This is a genomic window from Clostridium sp., assembly GCF_036660475.1.
In the GTDB taxonomy this organism is placed as follows: domain Bacteria; phylum Bacillota; class Clostridia; order Clostridiales; family Clostridiaceae; genus Clostridium_J.
The window spans coordinates 42,432-61,219 of the sequence record NZ_JAVXAO010000009.1 but is presented as its reverse complement, the minus strand read 5'-3'; the positions used below and the strand labels follow the sequence as shown (position 1 = coordinate 61,219).

13 protein-coding genes are annotated in these 18,788 nt (G+C 32.4%); 11 read left to right on the top strand and 2 right to left on the bottom strand.

Features of this window, described 5'->3' with window-relative positions; translation table 11 throughout:
• Positions 1 to 125: 125 nt before the first annotated feature.
• The 9 genes from RSA29_RS12785 (at position 126) to recJ (ending at position 14,950) form a co-directional block, all read left to right on the top strand.
• A complete protein-coding gene (locus RSA29_RS12785) occupies positions 126 to 995 on the top strand; it encodes a radical SAM protein (RefSeq protein WP_346943536.1) in 870 nt (289 codons plus the stop codon).
• Between the two features lie 195 nt (positions 996 to 1,190).
• Positions 1,191 to 2,465 carry an L-serine ammonia-lyase, iron-sulfur-dependent, subunit alpha gene (locus RSA29_RS12780; RefSeq protein ID WP_346943537.1) on the top strand — a complete coding sequence of 425 codons (1,275 nt, stop codon included), beginning with the start codon at positions 1,191 to 1,193 and terminating at the stop codon, positions 2,463 to 2,465.
• 145 nt (positions 2,466 to 2,610) lie between these two features.
• Positions 2,611 to 4,014: an MATE family efflux transporter gene (locus RSA29_RS12775; RefSeq protein WP_346944435.1), complete on the top strand. Its 1,404-nt coding sequence runs from the start codon at positions 2,611 to 2,613 to the stop codon at positions 4,012 to 4,014.
• Positions 4,015 to 4,110: 96 nt separating this feature from the next.
• Positions 4,111 to 5,046 carry an alpha/beta hydrolase gene (locus tag RSA29_RS12770; RefSeq protein WP_346943539.1) on the top strand — a complete coding sequence of 312 codons (936 nt, stop codon included), beginning with the start codon at positions 4,111 to 4,113 and terminating at the stop codon, positions 5,044 to 5,046.
• Positions 5,047 to 5,195: 149 nt separating this feature from the next.
• Complete coding sequence (mnmH, locus tag RSA29_RS12765; protein WP_346943540.1) at positions 5,196 to 6,218, top strand: tRNA 2-selenouridine(34) synthase MnmH; 1,023 nt, start codon at positions 5,196 to 5,198, stop codon at positions 6,216 to 6,218.
• A gap of 228 nt (positions 6,219 to 6,446) precedes the next feature.
• Complete coding sequence (locus tag RSA29_RS12760; RefSeq protein WP_346943541.1) at positions 6,447 to 8,402, top strand: DNA topoisomerase IV subunit B; 1,956 nt, start codon at positions 6,447 to 6,449, stop codon at positions 8,400 to 8,402.
• Positions 8,403 to 8,413: 11 nt separating this feature from the next.
• Positions 8,414 to 11,329: a DNA topoisomerase IV subunit A gene (locus RSA29_RS12755; RefSeq protein ID WP_346943542.1), complete on the top strand. Its 2,916-nt coding sequence runs from the start codon at positions 8,414 to 8,416 to the stop codon at positions 11,327 to 11,329.
• 533 nt (positions 11,330 to 11,862) lie between these two features.
• A complete protein-coding gene (locus RSA29_RS12750) occupies positions 11,863 to 13,113 on the top strand; it encodes a pitrilysin family protein (protein WP_346943543.1) in 1,251 nt (416 codons plus the stop codon).
• A 19-nt stretch (positions 13,114 to 13,132) separates the two neighbouring features.
• Positions 13,133 to 14,950: a single-stranded-DNA-specific exonuclease RecJ gene (gene recJ / locus RSA29_RS12745; protein ID WP_346943544.1), complete on the top strand. Its 1,818-nt coding sequence runs from the start codon at positions 13,133 to 13,135 to the stop codon at positions 14,948 to 14,950.
• A 188-nt stretch (positions 14,951 to 15,138) separates the two neighbouring features.
• Here the strand turns inward: recJ and RSA29_RS12740 are convergent, their stop codons facing one another.
• Both RSA29_RS12740 and RSA29_RS12735 read right to left on the bottom strand, forming a co-directional pair.
• The gene (locus RSA29_RS12740; protein ID WP_150845035.1) at positions 15,139 to 15,330 is read right to left on the bottom strand and encodes an alpha/beta-type small acid-soluble spore protein; all 192 of its coding nucleotides are present in this window, start codon (positions 15,328 to 15,330) and stop codon (positions 15,139 to 15,141) included.
• A 128-nt stretch (positions 15,331 to 15,458) separates the two neighbouring features.
• Positions 15,459 to 15,659 carry an alpha/beta-type small acid-soluble spore protein gene (locus RSA29_RS12735; protein WP_346932581.1) on the bottom strand — a complete coding sequence of 67 codons (201 nt, stop codon included), beginning with the start codon at positions 15,657 to 15,659 and terminating at the stop codon, positions 15,459 to 15,461.
• 281 nt (positions 15,660 to 15,940) lie between these two features.
• Here RSA29_RS12735 and RSA29_RS12730 point away from each other — a divergent pair, with 281 nt between their 5' ends.
• Both RSA29_RS12730 and RSA29_RS12725 read left to right on the top strand, forming a co-directional pair.
• Positions 15,941 to 17,014 (top strand): undecaprenyldiphospho-muramoylpentapeptide beta-N-acetylglucosaminyltransferase, encoded by a 1,074-nt coding sequence (locus RSA29_RS12730; RefSeq protein ID WP_346932582.1) that lies wholly within the window; start codon positions 15,941 to 15,943, stop codon positions 17,012 to 17,014.
• 118 nt (positions 17,015 to 17,132) lie between these two features.
• Positions 17,133 to 18,593 (top strand): MBL fold metallo-hydrolase, encoded by a 1,461-nt coding sequence (locus RSA29_RS12725; RefSeq protein WP_346943545.1) that lies wholly within the window; start codon positions 17,133 to 17,135, stop codon positions 18,591 to 18,593.
• The last annotated feature ends 195 nt before the right edge of the window (positions 18,594 to 18,788 follow it).

Sequence of the window (18,788 nt, the reverse complement as noted above, 5' to 3'; positions counted from 1 at the left end):
AATTTTAAATTTGTGTTTTAACTAAAATTAAGTTGAAAAAGATGAAGTTTCAAGAATTACTGAGAGAAAATACACTCTTAAGTGAATTTTGAAACTTTCTTCTTGTAATAGAAAGGAAGCTTTATATGAGATATGAAGGTGCGGTATATAGACCGCCTAGTGAAGGTAGAAGTTTAATTATACAAGGGACCATTGGATGTTCCCACAATAAATGTAGTTTTTGCAATATGTATAAGGCGAAACAGTTTAGAATTAGGAAGTTAGAGGATATTATTCAGGACTTAAAATGGGCAAGGGAGAACTATAAATATATAGAAAAAATATTTATAGCAGATGGAGATGCTTTAATCATACCTACAAAGATTTTAGTAGCTATCCTTGATGAAATTAAAGGTCTATTTCCGGAGTGCAAAAGGGTTACTGTATATGCAAGTCCTAAGTCTATTATTTTAAAAACTCAAGATGATCTTGAAATTTTAAAGAATAAAGGTCTATCTATGGTTTACTTAGGAATAGAGAGCGGTGACGATGATGTGCTAACTAGAGTTAATAAAGGCGCAACCGCTGAAGAACTTATAGAAGCCGGTGGTAAAATCAAAGCCTCTGGTATTAAACTATCTTGTACAGTGATAAATGGTTTAGGTGGTAAAGAAAATTGGGAAAATCATGCGATAAACTCTGCTAGGGTTATTAATGGGATAGATCCTGATTATTTAGGTTTGTTAACGTTGATGACACCAGAAGATGCGCCTATTTATAATGAGGTGATAGAAGGGAAACTTACGCTTTTAAATCCTCAGGAAGTTATGGTAGAAATTTATGAATTCGTTAGTAGATTAAATCTTGCTAATTGTGTATTTAGAAGTAATCATGCTTCGAATTATGCACCTTTAGCTGGTATATTAGGAGCGGATAAAGAGCAACTATTGTTAGATATTAAGAATTTTTTACAGGGGCAAGAGGGATTTAAACCAGAGCACTTTAGAGGACTGTAACCTTAAACTCCTTCTCATATGCATTCGAATGAGTAACTTCGAAGAGCTAAATCATAGATTTAGATTCTCAGTTATGTTATAATTGGGGGGTGTAAACCATTAAATGACTTCAATCACTGTAATAATTTATCAAAATGAAAAATGCGATAAATTTACATATATCGGCATATAAGATATTAAGAGGGGATGTTAAAAATGAAAGAGGCATACATAAATATTCTTAAAAGAGAAGTTATACCGGCACTAGGGTGTACGGAGCCAATAGCACTTGCGTTGGCGACGGCAAAATGTAGACAAGCATTAGGGGGAATTCCGGAGAGAATTACAGTACTTGTTAGTGGTAATATTCTTAAAAATGGAATGGGAGTAGGAATACCAGGAACAGGAATGGTTGGATTAAACATTGCAGCAGCACTTGGAGCTATTGGCGGAAATCCTGATGCAGGACTTGAGGTTCTGAAGGATGCAACTAAAGATGATATAGATAAAGCTAAGATATATTTAGCAAATGACAAGATTAAAGTGGAACTTACTACTGCTCCAGAAAAATTATATATAGAAGTAATCGGGCATATTGGAGAGGATAGTTCTTCAGTTATTATTAAAAATAAACATAATAATATAGTCCTTATAACAAAGAATGGGAATGTACTATTTGAGATAAAGGATGTTAATACATCTATTTCGGATAGTATAAATCACGGTGAAGATTTATGTGTTAAGTCAATATATGAATTTATAAAAACTGTGCCTTACCAAGAGATAGAATTTTTAATGGAAGGGATAGCGATGAATCGAAAAGTTTCAGATTCAGGAAGAAATGATGATTATGGGCTTAAAACGGGAAAAACTATTTTGAATAATAAAAACAATAGAGTTTTTAGTGATTCATTACAAACTTATGCTATGGGAATTACTGCAGCTGGGGTAGATGCTAGAATGGATGGATGTACATTACCGGTTATGAGTACTGCAGGAAGTGGGAATCAGGGATTAACAGCTACATTACCTGTAATTGCAGTGGCAGAAAAATTAAAGCTTAGTGATGATATGTTAGTTAGAGCCGTAGCGCTTAGTGACCTGATAACTATTCATGTTAAAAGTTTTATAGGTAGACTTTCAGCACTGTGTGGATGTGGAGTTGCGGCTTCAATCGGGGCAAGTTGTGCCATGGTTTATATGCTAGGTGGAGATTTAGAGGCAATAAATAAAACTATAAAAAATATGGTGGCGGATGTATCAGGTATGGTATGTGATGGTGCAAAGCCAGGTTGTGCTCTTAAAATTTCTACAGCAGTAGGAACAGCGGTTTTATGTGCAGCTCTTGCAGTAGATGGCATAGAAGTTTCATCTAACGATGGAATTGTTCATGAAGATGTGGAAAGAACTATAAGAAATATGGCGGATTTAGGTGTTATTGGAATGGCTGATGCAGATAGAGTTATTCTTAACCTTATGATGTGCAAATAGGAATTGAAAATTGAGAATTGAGAATGCAAAATTAAAAATTGAGAATGCAGGATTTAGAATTAAAATTTAAAAAACATAAGTGATGAAGTTCCCACTTTGATAATCTTCAATTGGGGGAACTTTTTTGTGCGAAAGGAGACTACTAATGATGAAAAAGGAAAATTTAAAGGAATTATTTAATGATAAGAAATTTTATAAGATGGTGTTATTTTTAGCATTACCAATTATATTGCAAAATCTTATAGCCTCCTCTGTAAACATGCTGGATACAATGATGATTGGAAGAGTTGGGGAGGTAGAACTTGCAGCAGTTGGGATTGCCAACCAAGTTTATTTTATTTTTAGTTTATTCATTATGGGAATTAGTTCTGGTTGTGCAGTATTTATAGCACAACTATGGGGTAAAAAAGATAAGTATAATATTCAGAAGGTTTTAGGGATGGGACTTTTAAGTGGTACAATTATAGCTTTGATTTGCACTTTAGTGGCTATAATTATACCAGAGAAAATAATTTCAATTTTCAATATAGATCCTGAGGTAATTAGAATAGGATCTAGTTATCTTAGGATAGTTTGTTTTAGTTACATATTTACAGCTATATCATTTACGTATGCAGCTGCGCTTAGAAGCGTTGAAAATACAATGCTTCCAATGCTGGCTAGTTTTGTGGGGTTAATTGTAAATGGGGGACTTAATCTAGTACTTATATTTGGATTACTAGGGTTCCCTGTTATGGGTGTTGAGGGTGCAGCTATTGCCACAATTATAGCTAGAACAGCTGAGTGTTTATTACTAGTTTCATATACATATATGTCTGGCAATGTACTAGCGGCTAAGGTGAAAGCTTTAATTAACATACCTAAGGATTTAGTTAAATGTGTATTTGCAACTATGCTACCAGTTTTATTAAATGAAGCCTGCTGGGGATTTGGAAATATAACCTATGCAATAATTTATGGTCGAATTGGAACCCAGGCTACAGCCTCAATTCAAATATGTACAACAGTGTATAATTTATTTATGGTCATAACCTTTGGGCTTGCAAATGTAGCAGTTGTAATTATAGGTAAAGAAATTGGTGCTGGAAGAGAGGAACAGGGATTATTATATTCGAGAAGGTTATGCGCAATGTCATTAATTACTGGAGTGGTTTTAGCAGGAATCCTTGCAATAACAGCTCCAATGATACTAGGCATATTTAAAGTATCACCAGAGGTAATAGGGAATGCTCTTAAAATTCTTTATGTATATTCATTTTTAATGCCATTCAGAGTTTTTGCAGTAATATTAGTAGTTGGTATTCTCAGAGGCGGAGGAGATGCAAAGTACGGTGCTATTGTACAAGGTATAACCTTGTGGGGAATAGGAATTCCACTTTCATTTGTAGCAGCATTTATTCTTCACTTACCGATATATATGGTGGTAGCAGTGGCTGGAATAGAGGAAATTACAAAGTGTATTATTGTTGTGAAAAGGTATAGAGGTAATCAATGGATAAATAATATGGTAAGTGATGTTTCAGATCAAGAAGTAGATGTAGCAGTTTAATCTAATATAAATATTAGTATGTCTTATGAAGGTTGAAACATTAGAAAAACTTATATATAATTTAATTAATAGTACAGTGATAGGTGGGAAAATATAATGGCATATGTAGAAAAAATATTGAAAATGAGAGATGGTAAGGAAATCTATTTATATAAGTGGGAGCCGGTGACAGGGATAAAACCTAAGGGTGTGGTACAAGTTATTCATGGAATGGCTGAGCATGCTATTCGTTATGATGAATTTGCTAGTGAATTAGTGAAAGAGGGCTTTGTTGTCTATGGAGATGATCACAGAGGCCATGGAAAGTCAGCTGAAAATTTGAATTCTTTGGGATATATAAGTGATAATGATGGGTTTCACACTATGGTTCATGATCAGGGAGAGATAAATAAGTTTATAAGGGATGAAAATCCAGGGGTAGAGGTATTTATATTTGGGCATAGTATGGGGTCATTCATATCACAAAGATATATGGAAATTTATGGAGATACTGTAAGTGGCGTAATTCTTTCAGGAACTGGCGGTAAACCAGCTCCAATAACTAATTTTGGTATAGCATTAGCAGGAGTAATCATGGGTTTAAAAGGAAGAAGAGCCAGTGGGAAACTAATTGATAATATTGGATTTGGTAGTTATAATAATCAAGTAGAAAATAAAAAGACTAAATTTGATTGGTTAAGTAGAGATGAATATCAAGTTGAAAAATATATTTTAGATCCTTACTGTGGTGCAGAGTTTCCTATTTCTTTTTTCTATGATCTTTTAAAAGGAATGAAGGCTATCCATAGAAAAGAAAATCTTAGTGCAATACCGAAAGAGTTGTCAGTAAAAATATTAAGTGGGGATAAGGATCCTGTTGGTGAGTATGGTAAGGGGATATTATCACTAGTAGAAACATTTAAGGGACTTGGGATTGTTAATTTATCTCATAAGCTATATGAAGGTGGAAGACATGAGATTCTAAATGAAATTAACAAAGAGGAAGTAATAAATGATGTTAAGATTTGTCTTAAAGAGTGGAGTGTTACTTAGAATTTGACATATCATTGATTACAATATAGAATAGATAAAGTTGCAATTATTTAAAAATCCTATGGAATAATTGCAATAAAATATAGATTGTATATTGAAGTGACTCCGAGTAGGAGTATAGATATTTACTTAAATTTGGAGGAATGAATATGTCAAAGACAGTGGAATATAAAGATTTAACTGGAGATTATGTGCTCGTTGATGTTAGAAGTAGCGGTGAGTTTGAAGAGGCTACTATTAATGGTGCTGTAAATATTCCTCTTTTTAATGATGAGGAGAGAGCAGTAGTTGGGACTATCTACACAAGAAAAAGTACTGATGAAGCTAAAAAAATGGGAGTTGACATTGTTTCAAAAAAACTTCCTTATATATATGATGAAATTCAAAAATTAGAGAAAGAGCATAAAGATGTGGTGCTGTTTTGTGCTAGGGGCGGAATGAGAAGTGCCTCTATTACGGATCTTTTATGTGCACTTGGAATGAGAGTTAGAAGAATTCACGGGGGCTATAAGAGCTATAGAGCTTTTATTAATGAGGAACTACCTAAGGTTAATGAAAAGGTTACTTATATAGTGCTTCATGGAAATACTGGAGTTGGAAAGACTGAAATTCTTAAAAAGCTTAGAGAGGATGGCTATGATGTGCTAGATTTAGAGGGATGCGCAAATCATAGAGGTTCTATTTTAGGTTCAGTTGGACTTGGGGCTGGAACTACTCAGAAACAGTTTGAGTCTAATGTATATGAAGAACTAAAGGCTGTTAAGGGGAAGTATGTATTTATTGAAGCTGAGAGTAAGAGAATAGGAAGAGTTTTAATTCCTGATTACATTCATGAAGATATGAAGGCTGGAATACATGTGTTTATTGATGCTCCTATTGAGTTTAGAAGCCAGATAATAGTAGATGAATATACAAAGTGTAGCAGTTGTAAAGATGAGATTTGCGAAGCTTTGAATAAACTTCAAAAGCATATAAGCGAAAAGAATATAAAAGCTTATTGCGAAAAGGTTGAAAATGATGAGTTTGATGAAGTGGTTAAAGAGCTTATGGTAAAATACTACGATCCATTATATACTCACAGTTCAGATAAATACGATTATGCTAAAAAATTAATTATAAATAGTGTAGAACAAGGGGTAACGGAGCTAAAGACTTTTCTTGAAACACTTTAATATTTCTAATAAATACTTATGATTTATGTTAAAGAGTTCCTGCAATTAATTTGTAGGAACATCCATTTAAACATTTAATTGTAAGTTTTTTTATTAGAAATATTATAGGAATTAAGCCATTTAAAAAGGGTATGAGAACATAAGTTTTCATAAATTTAAAGAAAAAACTTTACTAGTTTAATATAAAGTTATACAATAACAATTGTAGCTCATTTGAGGAGGGATATAATGACAGAGAAAGTAAATAGTAGAGGATCCTATGAAGTTACGGATCTTACATCACTTGAGAAATTAGAGCCAGTAAGAGTTAGACCTGGAATGTATATCGGATCAACTGGAACAAAGGGTCTACATCATTGTATATGGGAAATACTTGATAACTCTATCGATGAAGTTGCCAACGGTTTTGGTGATGAGGTAGTGGTTACATTAAATAGAGATAAAACGGTTACTATAGAGGATAATGGAAGAGGTATACCTACGGGGATACATCCAGTTAAAAATAAATCTGGAGTGGAGATGGTTTATACAGAGCTTCATACTGGAGGAAAATTTAATAATAATAATTATAAAACTTCTGGAGGGCTTCATGGAGTTGGAGCTGCGGTTGTAAATGCCCTATCTAAGTGGTTAGAAGTTGAAGTAAAGCAAAAGGGAAATGTATATAAGCAAAGATTTCATTACGGATATGACAAAGAACTTAAAAGGGACATGCCGGGAACCCCTGAAACTCAGCTAGAGATTATAGGTAAGTCTAAGGATACAGGTACTAAGGTAACCTTTTTAGCTGATAGTGAAGTTTTTGGAACTGTAGATTTCAAATTTGAAATAATTGATGAGAGATTAAAGGAGTTATCATTCCAAAACAAAGGAATTACTTTAATTCTTAGAGATGAAAGAAAGCAAGAAGTTGTGGAAAAGGTTTATCATTCAGAGAGAGGGCTTTTAGATTTCATTGATTATTTAAATGAAAGTAAGGTGGTTCTTCATAAGGACCCAATAATTTTCCTTGGAGAGAGAGAGATTAATGGGCTTTTAGTGTCGGGTGAAGTGTGTATACAGTTTACTGATTCTACAACAGAACATATAGCTAGTTATGTAAATAATATACCAACTAAGGAAGCGGGTACTCATGAGACGGGCTTTAAAACTGGTATGACTAGGGCTTTTAAAGAGGGAAGTAAAAAACTTAATCTTTTAAAAGAAAAGGATAAGGATTTTGAAGGTGATGATATTAGAGAAGGTATGACTGCCATCGTTAAGGTTAAAATCACTAATCCTGTATTTGAAGGTCAAACAAAGACTAAGCTTGGAAATGTAGAAGCATACTCTGTGATGAATGAGCTTGCATATACAAAGCTTGGTGAATGGATTGAAGATAATAAAGAACTTGCAACCACAATTATTAACAATGCTATTTCAGCCGCAGCAAGAAGAGAAAAAATTAAGAAGATAAATGATGCGGAAAGAAAGAAAATTGGTAATGGGACTTCACCATTAGCAGGTAAGGTAGCGGTTTGTACTTTAAAGGATAAAGAGTTCACGGAATTCATAGTAGTTGAGGGAGACTCCGCGGGAGGTTCTGCAAAACAGGCCAGAGATAGAAGATTCCAAAGTATAATGTCTTCTAAAGGTAAAATTATGAATACTGAAAAGCAGAAGTTGGAGAACGTTCTTGCTAGTGAAGAGCTTAGAATATTCAATACAGCCATTGGTACAGGCGTTCTTGAAAATTATAAGACTGAAGAATTAAAGTATGGGAAAATAATAATACTTAGTGATGCGGACGTGGATGGATATCATATAAGGACTTTATGGATGACCTATGTTTATAGATATATGAAGGAAATGATTCAAAATGGAAACTTATTTATTGCACTTCCACCTCTTTATAAGGTATATAAGATGACTAAGGGTGGAGAAGTTCATAAGTATGTTTATAATGATGAAGAATTATATAAGGCTAAAAAGGAAATTGGTAAGGGCGCTCTTATTCAGAGATATAAAGGTCTTGGAGAGATGAACGCAGACCAACTTTGGGATACTACATTAAATCCAGAAACCAGGACACTTCAAAGGGTTACCATTGATGATGCGGCAAAGGCCGAAAAAATGGTGTCCTTATTCATGGGGGATGTAGTTGAGCCAAGAAGAAATTATATGTATAATCACGGTGAGTTTTAGGAGGTATTATTATGGCGAAGAAAAAAGAACCTATTCCAATAGATAATAATATTATTGATGTTTCTATAGATGAGGCTATGCCAGATAACTATCTTCCTTATGCGGTAGAAGTATCTAAGGATAGAGCACTTCCAGATGTAAGAGATGGAATGAAGCCAGTTCATAGAAGGATTTTATATGGAGCATACATGCTAAAGGCTTTTCCAGATAAGCCTTATTATAAATCTGCAAGAATAGTTGGAGATATCCTTGGTAAGTATCACCCACATGGTGATTCATCGGTTTACGATGCTATGGTAATACTTGCTCAAGATTTTAGTACAAGAAAACCGTTGATAGATGGACATGGAAACTGGGGATCTATTGATGGAGATAATGCAGCTGCTATGCGTTATACGGAGGCTAGACTTTCGAAAATTGCTATGGAGATGCTTAAAGATATAGATAAAGGTATAGTTGATATGACAGATAACTACTCTGATACAGAGAAGGAACCTACAGTGTTGCCAGCAAGATATCCAAATCTTCTAGTAAATGGAGCTTTTGGTATAGCTGTTGGTCTTGCAACAAATATACCACCACACAATCTAGGTGAAGTTATTGATGGAGCTCTTGCATATGCTGATAATGAAGAGATTACAACAAGAGAACTTATGCAGCATATAAAGGGACCAGATCTTCCGACGGGTGGAATACTAATGGGAATAGATTCATTAGTAGCAGCCTATGAGACGGGAGAAGGAAAGGTAGTTTTAAGAGCAAAAACTCATTTTGAAACTTTAGAATCAGGAAGAATTGCCCTTGTAATTACAGAATTCCCTTATAGAAAGAATAAGGCTAGATTACTTCAAGCTATATCTGATTTAACTGGAGATAAAAAGCACGGTAAAGCTGTGGAGTCAATAGCTGATATTAGAGATGAATCTGATAGAAATGGAATCCGTGCTGTTGTAGAGTTTAAGAAAAATACTAGTGATGAAACAGCTGAAAGAGTTCTTAAGTATTTATTTAAGAAAACTGAACTTCAGTGCAATATATCCTTTAACATGGTGGCCCTTGCAGACGGAAAGCCAAGAACTATGGGACTTAAGACTATAATTAAGTATTACATAGGACACCAAAAGGATATAGTTACAAGAAGAACTCAAAGAGATCTTGAAATAGCTGAGAAGAGATTCCATATTGTAGAAGGATTTATTAAGGCTATTGGTATTATGGATGAAATTATTAAAACGATTAGAGCTTCAAAATCTAAGAAGGATGCTGGTGAGAACTTAGTAAATCAATTCGGATTTACATCACATCAAGCGGAAGCAATCTTAGAACTTATGCTTTATAGGCTTACAGGTCTTGAAATAAAGATTTTTGAGAAGGAACATAAGGAGCTTGAAGCTAGAATTAAAGTTCTTAAGAAGATACTTGGTAGTGAGAAAGAACTTATAAAGGTTATAAAGAAAGAATTATTGGAAGTAAAAGAAATCCACGATGATCCAAGAAGAACTACAATTCTAGAGGATGATAGTGATGCTAAGATAGATTTAGAAGAGCTTATTGTAGAGGAGGATGTGGTAGTTACCATGTCTAATGAGGGTTACATTAAGAGAACCTTAGTTAAATCCTTTGTGAGAACTAGCCAAAATACTGAAGATATTGAATATAGAGAAGGAGACTTAAATAGATTCTTCTTTGAATGTAATACTAGAGATACTCTGTGTATCTTCACGAATTTAGGGAATATGTATCAATGTAGAGTTGGTAATTTAATTGAATTTAAGTGGAGAGATAAGGGTGAGAGAATTCAAAAGTTTATTAAGGGGCTTAATTTAGATAAGGAAAAGATTATAGGAGCTTACACTGTAAGTGATTTCTCTATTCCAAGGGATATAATGTTTATCACATCTAAAGGGCTTATTAAGAAAACGGAACTAAGCAAATTTAGCACAAATTATTCTAAGCTTCAGGGTATTAAACTTAGAAAAGAAGAAGAACTAACAAGGGTTGAAATGGTGACTAAGGATAGAGAAGAAGCCTTTATATTAATAAATACTGCAAAGGGCCTCAGTTTTACAGTTGAAGAGCCAAAGCTAGAGCTAGTTGATAGAGGAATTCTTGGGAAATCCCTTGTAACTATTACAGAGGGTGACTATATAACAACCTGTGAATATGTAAATGAATTTAACTATAGAGAGTTCTATGTAACCTTAAGTAAAAAAGGACTTCTTAGAGTATCAAACAGAAGAAGTGGAGAAGACATAATTACAACTGCTAGTTCTAATAGTGAATTATTATTCTTTACTGAGAATGGCGATTTGTTTAAAATTCCTTCAGTTATGATACAAAATATAGATAAAAAGGGCATTGATATAAGAAAATTATTTTCAAATTACAATGAGGAAGATCCAATAGTTGCCGTAGTTGCAACTTCAAATAGTGAGCCTTCTGATAAAGAAAAAATTTATTTCTTCACTGAAAAGGGTGTAGTAAAGAAAACTTTAGTTAGAGAATTCATAGGTGATTATAGCTATAATTCAGGATATAAATTCAAAACTGATGGAGATAAACTAACTAAGGTTCAAATAGAAAATCAAGAAGGTGAGGGTGTTATCCTTACAAGAAAAGGTATGTGTATTAAATTCTCTTTAGATTCTATAAGTACTATGGGTAAAAATGCTACGGGAGTTATGGGAATAACTTTAAAAGATGATGATAGAGTAGTGTTTGCGAGAACTAAGGGTCAAATACAGCCAGGTAACAATAAGGAGTTATGTGTAGGATTATCCGAGGAAAATCTTAAGATAACTACTGTGAAGGGTGAAGAGAAATTCGTGGATATAGGAACTGTACCATTGCAAAATAGAGCTGGTAGAGGGAAGAACCTAATAGTATTCATGGATGATGCTATAGAAACGGTAGAAGTAGTGAAATAGAGATATGTTTTATGGAGTGTTGAAATTGGACTTATATTATTGCTGCAAAGCCGTTTCGAGACATTTATTTACTAGCACTCTACTCAAGGAAAAAGCTAAACTACAAAAACTCGCATGAGCTCAGACACTTTGTAGTTTTTAACGCTTTTACCTTTCGTATCGCTGAGTATGATTAAGGAATCTCATTTTCATATACATTTAAATGAATAAGTTCGAAGGGCTAAATCAAAGATTTAGATTCTTACTTATGCAAATGGCTTTGCTATCAATAATATTGAAGTCCAATTTCAACAATCAGATAAAACATAAGACAATCATTTGGAAGGTATATCAAATGATGTTGCGTGTAGATAATATTGAAGTCCAATTTCAACAATAAGGTAAAATATAAGACAATCATTTCGAAGGCTAAATCAAAGATTTAGATTGTCAATTAAGTTATAATTAAGAAGTAATCAATAGGGTTACTTCTTATATTTATGTTGAAGCATAAAAAGTGTAGGTAAGAAATTAGTGAAAATTGAGGTGTTAATTTGATAAAGACATTGAGTTTAAATGGGATAAAGGTTTTATATGAGAGAGTTCCGGGGAATATTACGTCTTTTACTATAGGTTTTGAGGCTGGTGCAAATACTGAGGGGAATGATAATTTAGGTATTGCTCATGCTGTGGAGCATATGGTGTTTAAGGGGACGGATACAAGGACTGAGAAGGATATTAATGATTTGTGTAATGAGTATCTTGGGTTCCATAATGCTATGACGAATTATCCTTATGTTGTTTATTATGGTAGCTGTTTGAGGGAGGATTTTGAAAAGGCTTTTCAGGTTTATAGTGATGTGGTTTTCAATCCTGCTTTTAGGGTGGATGGTTTTAAGGAAGAGATGTCTGTTATTTTAGAGGAGCTTAAAGAGTGGAGCGATGATGTGGTTCAGCATTGCGAGGATTTTCTTTTTTATAATAGCTTTGAGGGACGAAGAATTAAGAATCTAATTATTGGTAGGGAAGAAACAATAAAAGATATAACACTTGAAGATATTAAGGCTTATCATAAAAGGTTTTATACTGCTGATAATTGTGTTATATCTGTGGTGACATCCTTGGAGGTTGAAGAGGTTTTAACTATAATAAATAGTGCCTTGGGCGTTTGTATTGAAGAAGAGAATACATTAAGTAGTTTGGATAAATCATTACTAGAAACATGTAAATTACCTCTTTATGAAAATCCTAAAAATGGTATTTTCGAAGAAGAAAATAATACTATTAATGGTTGCAAGCTTCAATATATTTTTCCTATCCATGAGATTTCTGAAAGAGAGGTGACTTTACTCCATCTATTTAATGAATATTTTGCAGATGGAACTAGTTCAATTTTGTATGATGAAATTAGGACCAAGAGAGGTTTAGTTTATGATATTCAAGGTAGAGTTAAGAATGAGAAAGGCATAAAGTTATATACTATAACTTTATCTACATCAAAGGAAAATATTGAAGTAGTTCAAGGTATAATTGAGGGCAGCATAGAAGTTGTTAAGTGTGCTAAAGGAATTTTCAATCAGGAATTTTTCAAAAAGTATAAAAAAAGTCAAAATCTTAAAAGGATGCTGGCTCTAGAAAAATCTATAGTTTTATCTATGCATTTAGTAGTTTATGAGATAATGTATGATAAAGGTGAATTACTATTCAATGAATTTTATAATTTAAATAGTTGCAGTGAAGATGAAATTCTTGCTATGATAAATAAGGTGTTCAAAAATGAAACGGTTTCTGTAGTTAGGAATTAAAAATTAAAAATTAAAAATTATGAATTATGAATTATATTTTACATTGAAAAAAAGGGTTGGTGATTATTTGAAAACAATTTGGAAGCAAACAAAGTGTTCAATGGATGTTATAAATAAATTATATAATGATACGAAGATTACACCTATTACACTTAGGGTGTTAATTAATAGAGGGTTTGATAGCTCGGAGAAGATTAAAGGCTTTTTAAATAATTCTTTGAACAATCTTCATGATCCATATTTGCTAAAGGATATGGATAAAGCTATAGATATTATGGTTGAGGCTATAAATAATGATGAAAAGATCATGGTGTATGGGGATTATGATGCGGATGGAGTTACTAGTACTGCTATTCTGTATACTGCTATTAAAAATTGTGGTGGAAATGTAGATTATCATATACCTCATAGAGAAAATGAAGGTTACGGTATGAGCATTTCTAGGGTTGAGACTATTGCAAGTGATGGTTATGATCTTATAATTACTTGTGATAATGGCATATCTGCTATAAAAGAGGTTGAAAGAGCTAAGGAGCTTGGGTTAAAAGTTATTATTACAGATCACCATGAACTGCTTTTTGAAGAAGCAGATGGTGAAAGGCGAGTTATATTACCCAATAGTGATGCTTTAGTAAATCCTAAGAGATCTGATTGCAATTATCCTTTTAAACTTCTTTGTGGAGCTGGAATTGCATATAAGTTTTCATTGGCACTATACAAGACTTTGAATAAGTCTATGGATGATACTAGTGAACTTTTGGAGTTTGCAGCAATTGGAACTATTTGTGATGTGGTGGATTTGGTAGATGAAAATAGAATCATTGCCAAGGAAGGGCTTAAAATTCTATCCAATACTAATAATAAGGGGATTATTGCCCTTAAAAAAATTATAGGAATTAAAGAACAGGTTAGCTGTTATAATGTGGGCTTCAATATAGGACCTTGCATAAATGCTACAGGTAGACTTGAAACCGCTGAGATGTCTTTGGCGTTATTGCTGTGTAAGGATGAAAGTTTAGCAAATGAAATTTCTACAAAGGTGTTTAATCTTAATAAGGAAAGACAAGATTTAACGACGGAGAGTGTGGAACAGGTTTGTTATGATATAGAAAATAGTTCTTTGATAAATGATAAAGTAATAGTTGTTTATAAGGATAATATTCATGAGAGTATTGCAGGGATTGTGGCTGGGAGAGTTAAAGAAAAGTATGGTAGACCAGCTTTCGTATTAACTAAGGGTAAGGAAATGCCTAAGGGATCTGGAAGATCTATTGATGAGTATAATATGTTTGAAGAAATGCTGAAATGCAAGGAACTTCTTTATAAATTTGGAGGACATCCTATGGCGGCAGGACTTTCCATAGAGGAAGATAATATTCCGAAATTTAGAGAACTTATTAATAAAAATTGCAAATTAGATGATAATGATTTAGCTATGAAAATTAAGGTGGATTCACCTATAAAGTTAAATTATGTGGATGAGGTAGTTGTAAATGAATTTGAATTACTTGAACCTTTTGGAAAGGGAAATCCGGGACCTGTCCTTGGATCAATTAGGGTAAAGGTTAATGGAATAAGGTTTATAGGTAGTGAGCAGCAGCATGTAAAATTTAGATTTAGTGTTGAAGATACGGATAGAAGTATTGATGGATTATATTTTAATAAAAAAGAAGAGGTTGAGGATATACTTAGATCAGTTTATGGTGATGGATTTACAAGTCATTTAATGAAACCAGAAGGATTATTTTTAGATGTGTTATTTCAGCCTGATATTAACGAATTTATGGGAAATAGAAGTATACAACTTAAAGTTAAAAATATTAGAGTGTCTAAATAAGGGAAGCTGATCTTCATATGCATTTAGATTAAAGAAAACTTATCTTCATATAAATTTAGACGAGTGAGTTCTAATAACTAAATGAAGATTTAGATTCTAACTTAAAATGAAAGAGAGGCACCGATTGGTGCCTCTCTCCATTTAGGGGTTTACTTATTACTTAGAATATTTACTAGATTTAATTTATTCTATAAATTTCTTTCGTAAGATTCAACCATTTTTTTAACCATTTGTCCGCCGATTGATCCAGCCTCTCTTGAAGTTAAGTCTCCATTATATCCTTCTTTTAAGTTAACTCCAACCTCTTGAGCTGCTTCCATTTTAAATCTGTCTAAACCTGCTTTTGCTTCTGGTACTAATAATCTACTTTTGCTTGTCATTTTACATTCCTCCTCTAAAATTAAGTTAGTAGAAGTTAACAAACATACTATTTGAAACCCTTATTATTTAAAATCATTTGTCAACTTCTTAAATAATAAATTTACCACATGCTACTTACAAATGTTAATTATAGATTTTTTTCATAAGATTCAACCATTTTCTTAACCATTTGTCCGCCGACAGAACCAGCTTGTTTTGAAGTTAGGTCTCCATTGTATCCTTCTTTTAAGTTAACGCCAACTTCTTGTGCAGCTTCCATTTTAAATTTGTTTAATCCAGCTTTTGCTTCAGGTACAACTGGGTTGTTTGAAGATTTGTTGTTTGTCATTTTGTTTTCACCTCCTTTGTTGTGATAATAGTATTGTACCCGGATATAAAAAGATTATTTAAGAGAAACGAAGGAAACAAAGGAAAGATTCAGAGTAATTTACTTATATTGTATTAATATTCATGTAAAATTATCATTTTGTCTTTACTTTTACAGGCATCTGTGGCATAACTTAATAAGAAAGATAATATAGCTAGTGTAATGTGAAATTCACATAGTAAGGAACACTTGGCTTTGAGATAAAATTAGTTTTTACTATGTTAATCTAGGAGGATTTTAAATTGAGTAACAAAAAAATCATTATGACAGGTGGAGGAACAGCGGGACACGTTACTCCTAATATTGCGCTTATGCCAAGGTTAAAGGAATTAGGCTATGAAATTCAATATATAGGAACTGAGAATGGTATTGAAAGAAAGCTTATAGAAGAAAAGAAAATTAAATATCATACAATATCAAGTGGTAAACTTAGAAGATATTTTGATGTTAAGAATTTTACAGATCCATTCAAGGTTATAAAGGGCGTTTTTGATGCCAAAGCTATACTTAAAAAAGAAAGACCTAATATAGTATTTTCAAAGGGTGGATTTGTATCGGTACCAGTAGTTTTAGGAGCTTATTTTAATAGAATACCAATAATAATACATGAATCGGATATTACACCAGGGCTTGCAAACAAGATAGCCATGCCTTATGCTACAAAAATCTGTGTGACTTTTAAAGAGGCCATGGAACATGTTAATAAGAAGAAGGCTGTACTTACAGGTTCTCCAATTAGAGAAGAACTTTTTAGTGGAAGTAAAATAAAAGCTAGGGAGTTTTGTGGATTCAAAGATAAAAAGCCAGTAATATTAGTTACTGGAGGAAGTTTAGGATCTAGAATTTTAAATGAATGCGTAAGAGAATCTTTAAAAGATTTGTTAGAAAAATTTAATGTAATACACTTATGTGGAAAAGGAAATTTAAATAGAAATTTTAATAAAACAGAGGGATATGTTCAATATGAATATATTAAAGACGAGCTATCAGATTTAATGAACTTAGCGGATATAGTAATTTCAAGAGCTGGTTCTAATACTATATTTGAACTTTTAGCACTTAAAAAGCCAAATATTTTGATACCATTATCAGCGAAGGCTAGTAGAGGGGATCAGATTTTAAATGCTAAAGCTTTTGAAAAGTCTGGGTATAGCGTAGTTATAGAAGAAGAAAATTTAAATGCTTTGGAGCTTTTAGAAAAAGTAGAAGCTTTAAATGCAAATAAGGAAATATATATATCGAAAATGAGTAATAGTACTCAAAGAGATAGTATTTCTAATATAATCACTCTTATAGAGGAATATAGCAATAAATAGTAATGAGTGGTAATAAGTAGTGATGAATAATGATAAGTGGTAAATGATAATAAGTAATACTACACTGACAAAATTGTTGGTGTAGTATTTATTTTTGCAAAAATAAATACTATTGAATATGTACATAATAGTAAGTAAAGACATGGCTAAATATGAAGTGGAGTTGATTATTTATATTATGGTGAAATTAAGATTTTTGGGTGCAACGGAATGTGTTACAGGTTCATGTCATCTACTTACTGTTGATGATAAAAATATACTTTTAGATTGTGGATTATTTCAAAGTCATGATACAAATAAATATGATAATGAAGTATTTGATTTTAATCCTGAAGAAATTGACTATGTAGTATTATCCCATAGTCATGTGGACCATAGTGGAAGAATACCGTTACTATTTAAGCGTGGGTTTAAGGGGAAAGTTATTTGTACGAGTCCAACTAAGGATTTATGTGAATATCTTTTAAAGGATACAGCTAAAATTCAAGGTGAAGAAACATATTTTAATAATTTATCAAGGCAGAAGGAAAATCTAGAACCTTTAATTCCTTTATATGAGGAGAAAGATGTGAATGCAGCTTTAGATAAGTTTATTGTTTATAATTATGGTGAGGAAATTATTCTTGAAGATAATATAAAAATAATTTTAAAAGATGCTGGGCATATACTTGGATCTGCAATATGTGAAATTTTAATCAAAGTCAATGCAAGTAAATGGAATAAACTTATATATAGTGGGGATTTAGGAAATATAAACAAGGATATTTTAAATGATCCTCAAAATCATATTAAAGGTGATTTCTTAATTATTGAAAGTACATATGGTAATAAAATTCATGAGGTAGAAGATAATTATCCTAAGTTTTTAGAAATTGTTAGAGAGACTATGAATAGGGAAGGAAACCTTATAATACCTTGTTTTTCATTAGGAAGAACTCAGGAAATAATATATATGTTAAATAGTGCTATTGAAAGTGGAGAAATCAAAGGATGTAATGTTTATGTTGACAGTCCATTGGCTTCAAATATAACTAAAATATTTAGAAAATATGAGGATTATTTTGATAGAGATGCGAAACTACTTATAAAGAGGGGCGATGACCCTATGGAATTTAAAGGTCTCCACTTTACTGAAAGTACTGAAGAGTCACAGAAGCTGGATAGTGTTAAGTCAAGAGCTGTGATTATAGTTGCTGGTGGTATGTATGATGGAGGTAGGGTATCAAAACATTTAAGAAATAGTTTAGCAAGAAGTGAATGTGGAATTATAATTACATCTTACCAAGGAAATAAAAGTATTGGAAGTAACCTCTTGAAGGGAGATAAGGAAGTTAGTATTGGTGGTGAAAATATAGAAGTTAAAGCAAAGATACATTATATAGGTGGACTATCGGGTCATGCTGATAAGAAGGGATTAATTAACTGGGTAGAGAGTATGAATTCAGTGCCTAAAAAAATATTTATTGTGCATGGAGAGGGTGAAAATATTGAATCTCTAGCAAAGGAATTGAAATTTAAAAATTATAACATTTATGTTCCAAAATATTCAGAAGAGAGTGAATTGATGGATAATTTTTAAATTAACAAAGTATGTTCGAGTTAAAGGGTTGAAATTTATTGTAATTAGGGTATAATTTAAGTGTAAGAGGCGTGTTAAACATTATCATTAATGGATAGAAAGTTTAAGCGTCTTAACACATGCTAAATATAAGTAAATTCGTGATAGCATTTTAACAATTTAAATTGGTATTATGATTTTGCTAATTAAAATATT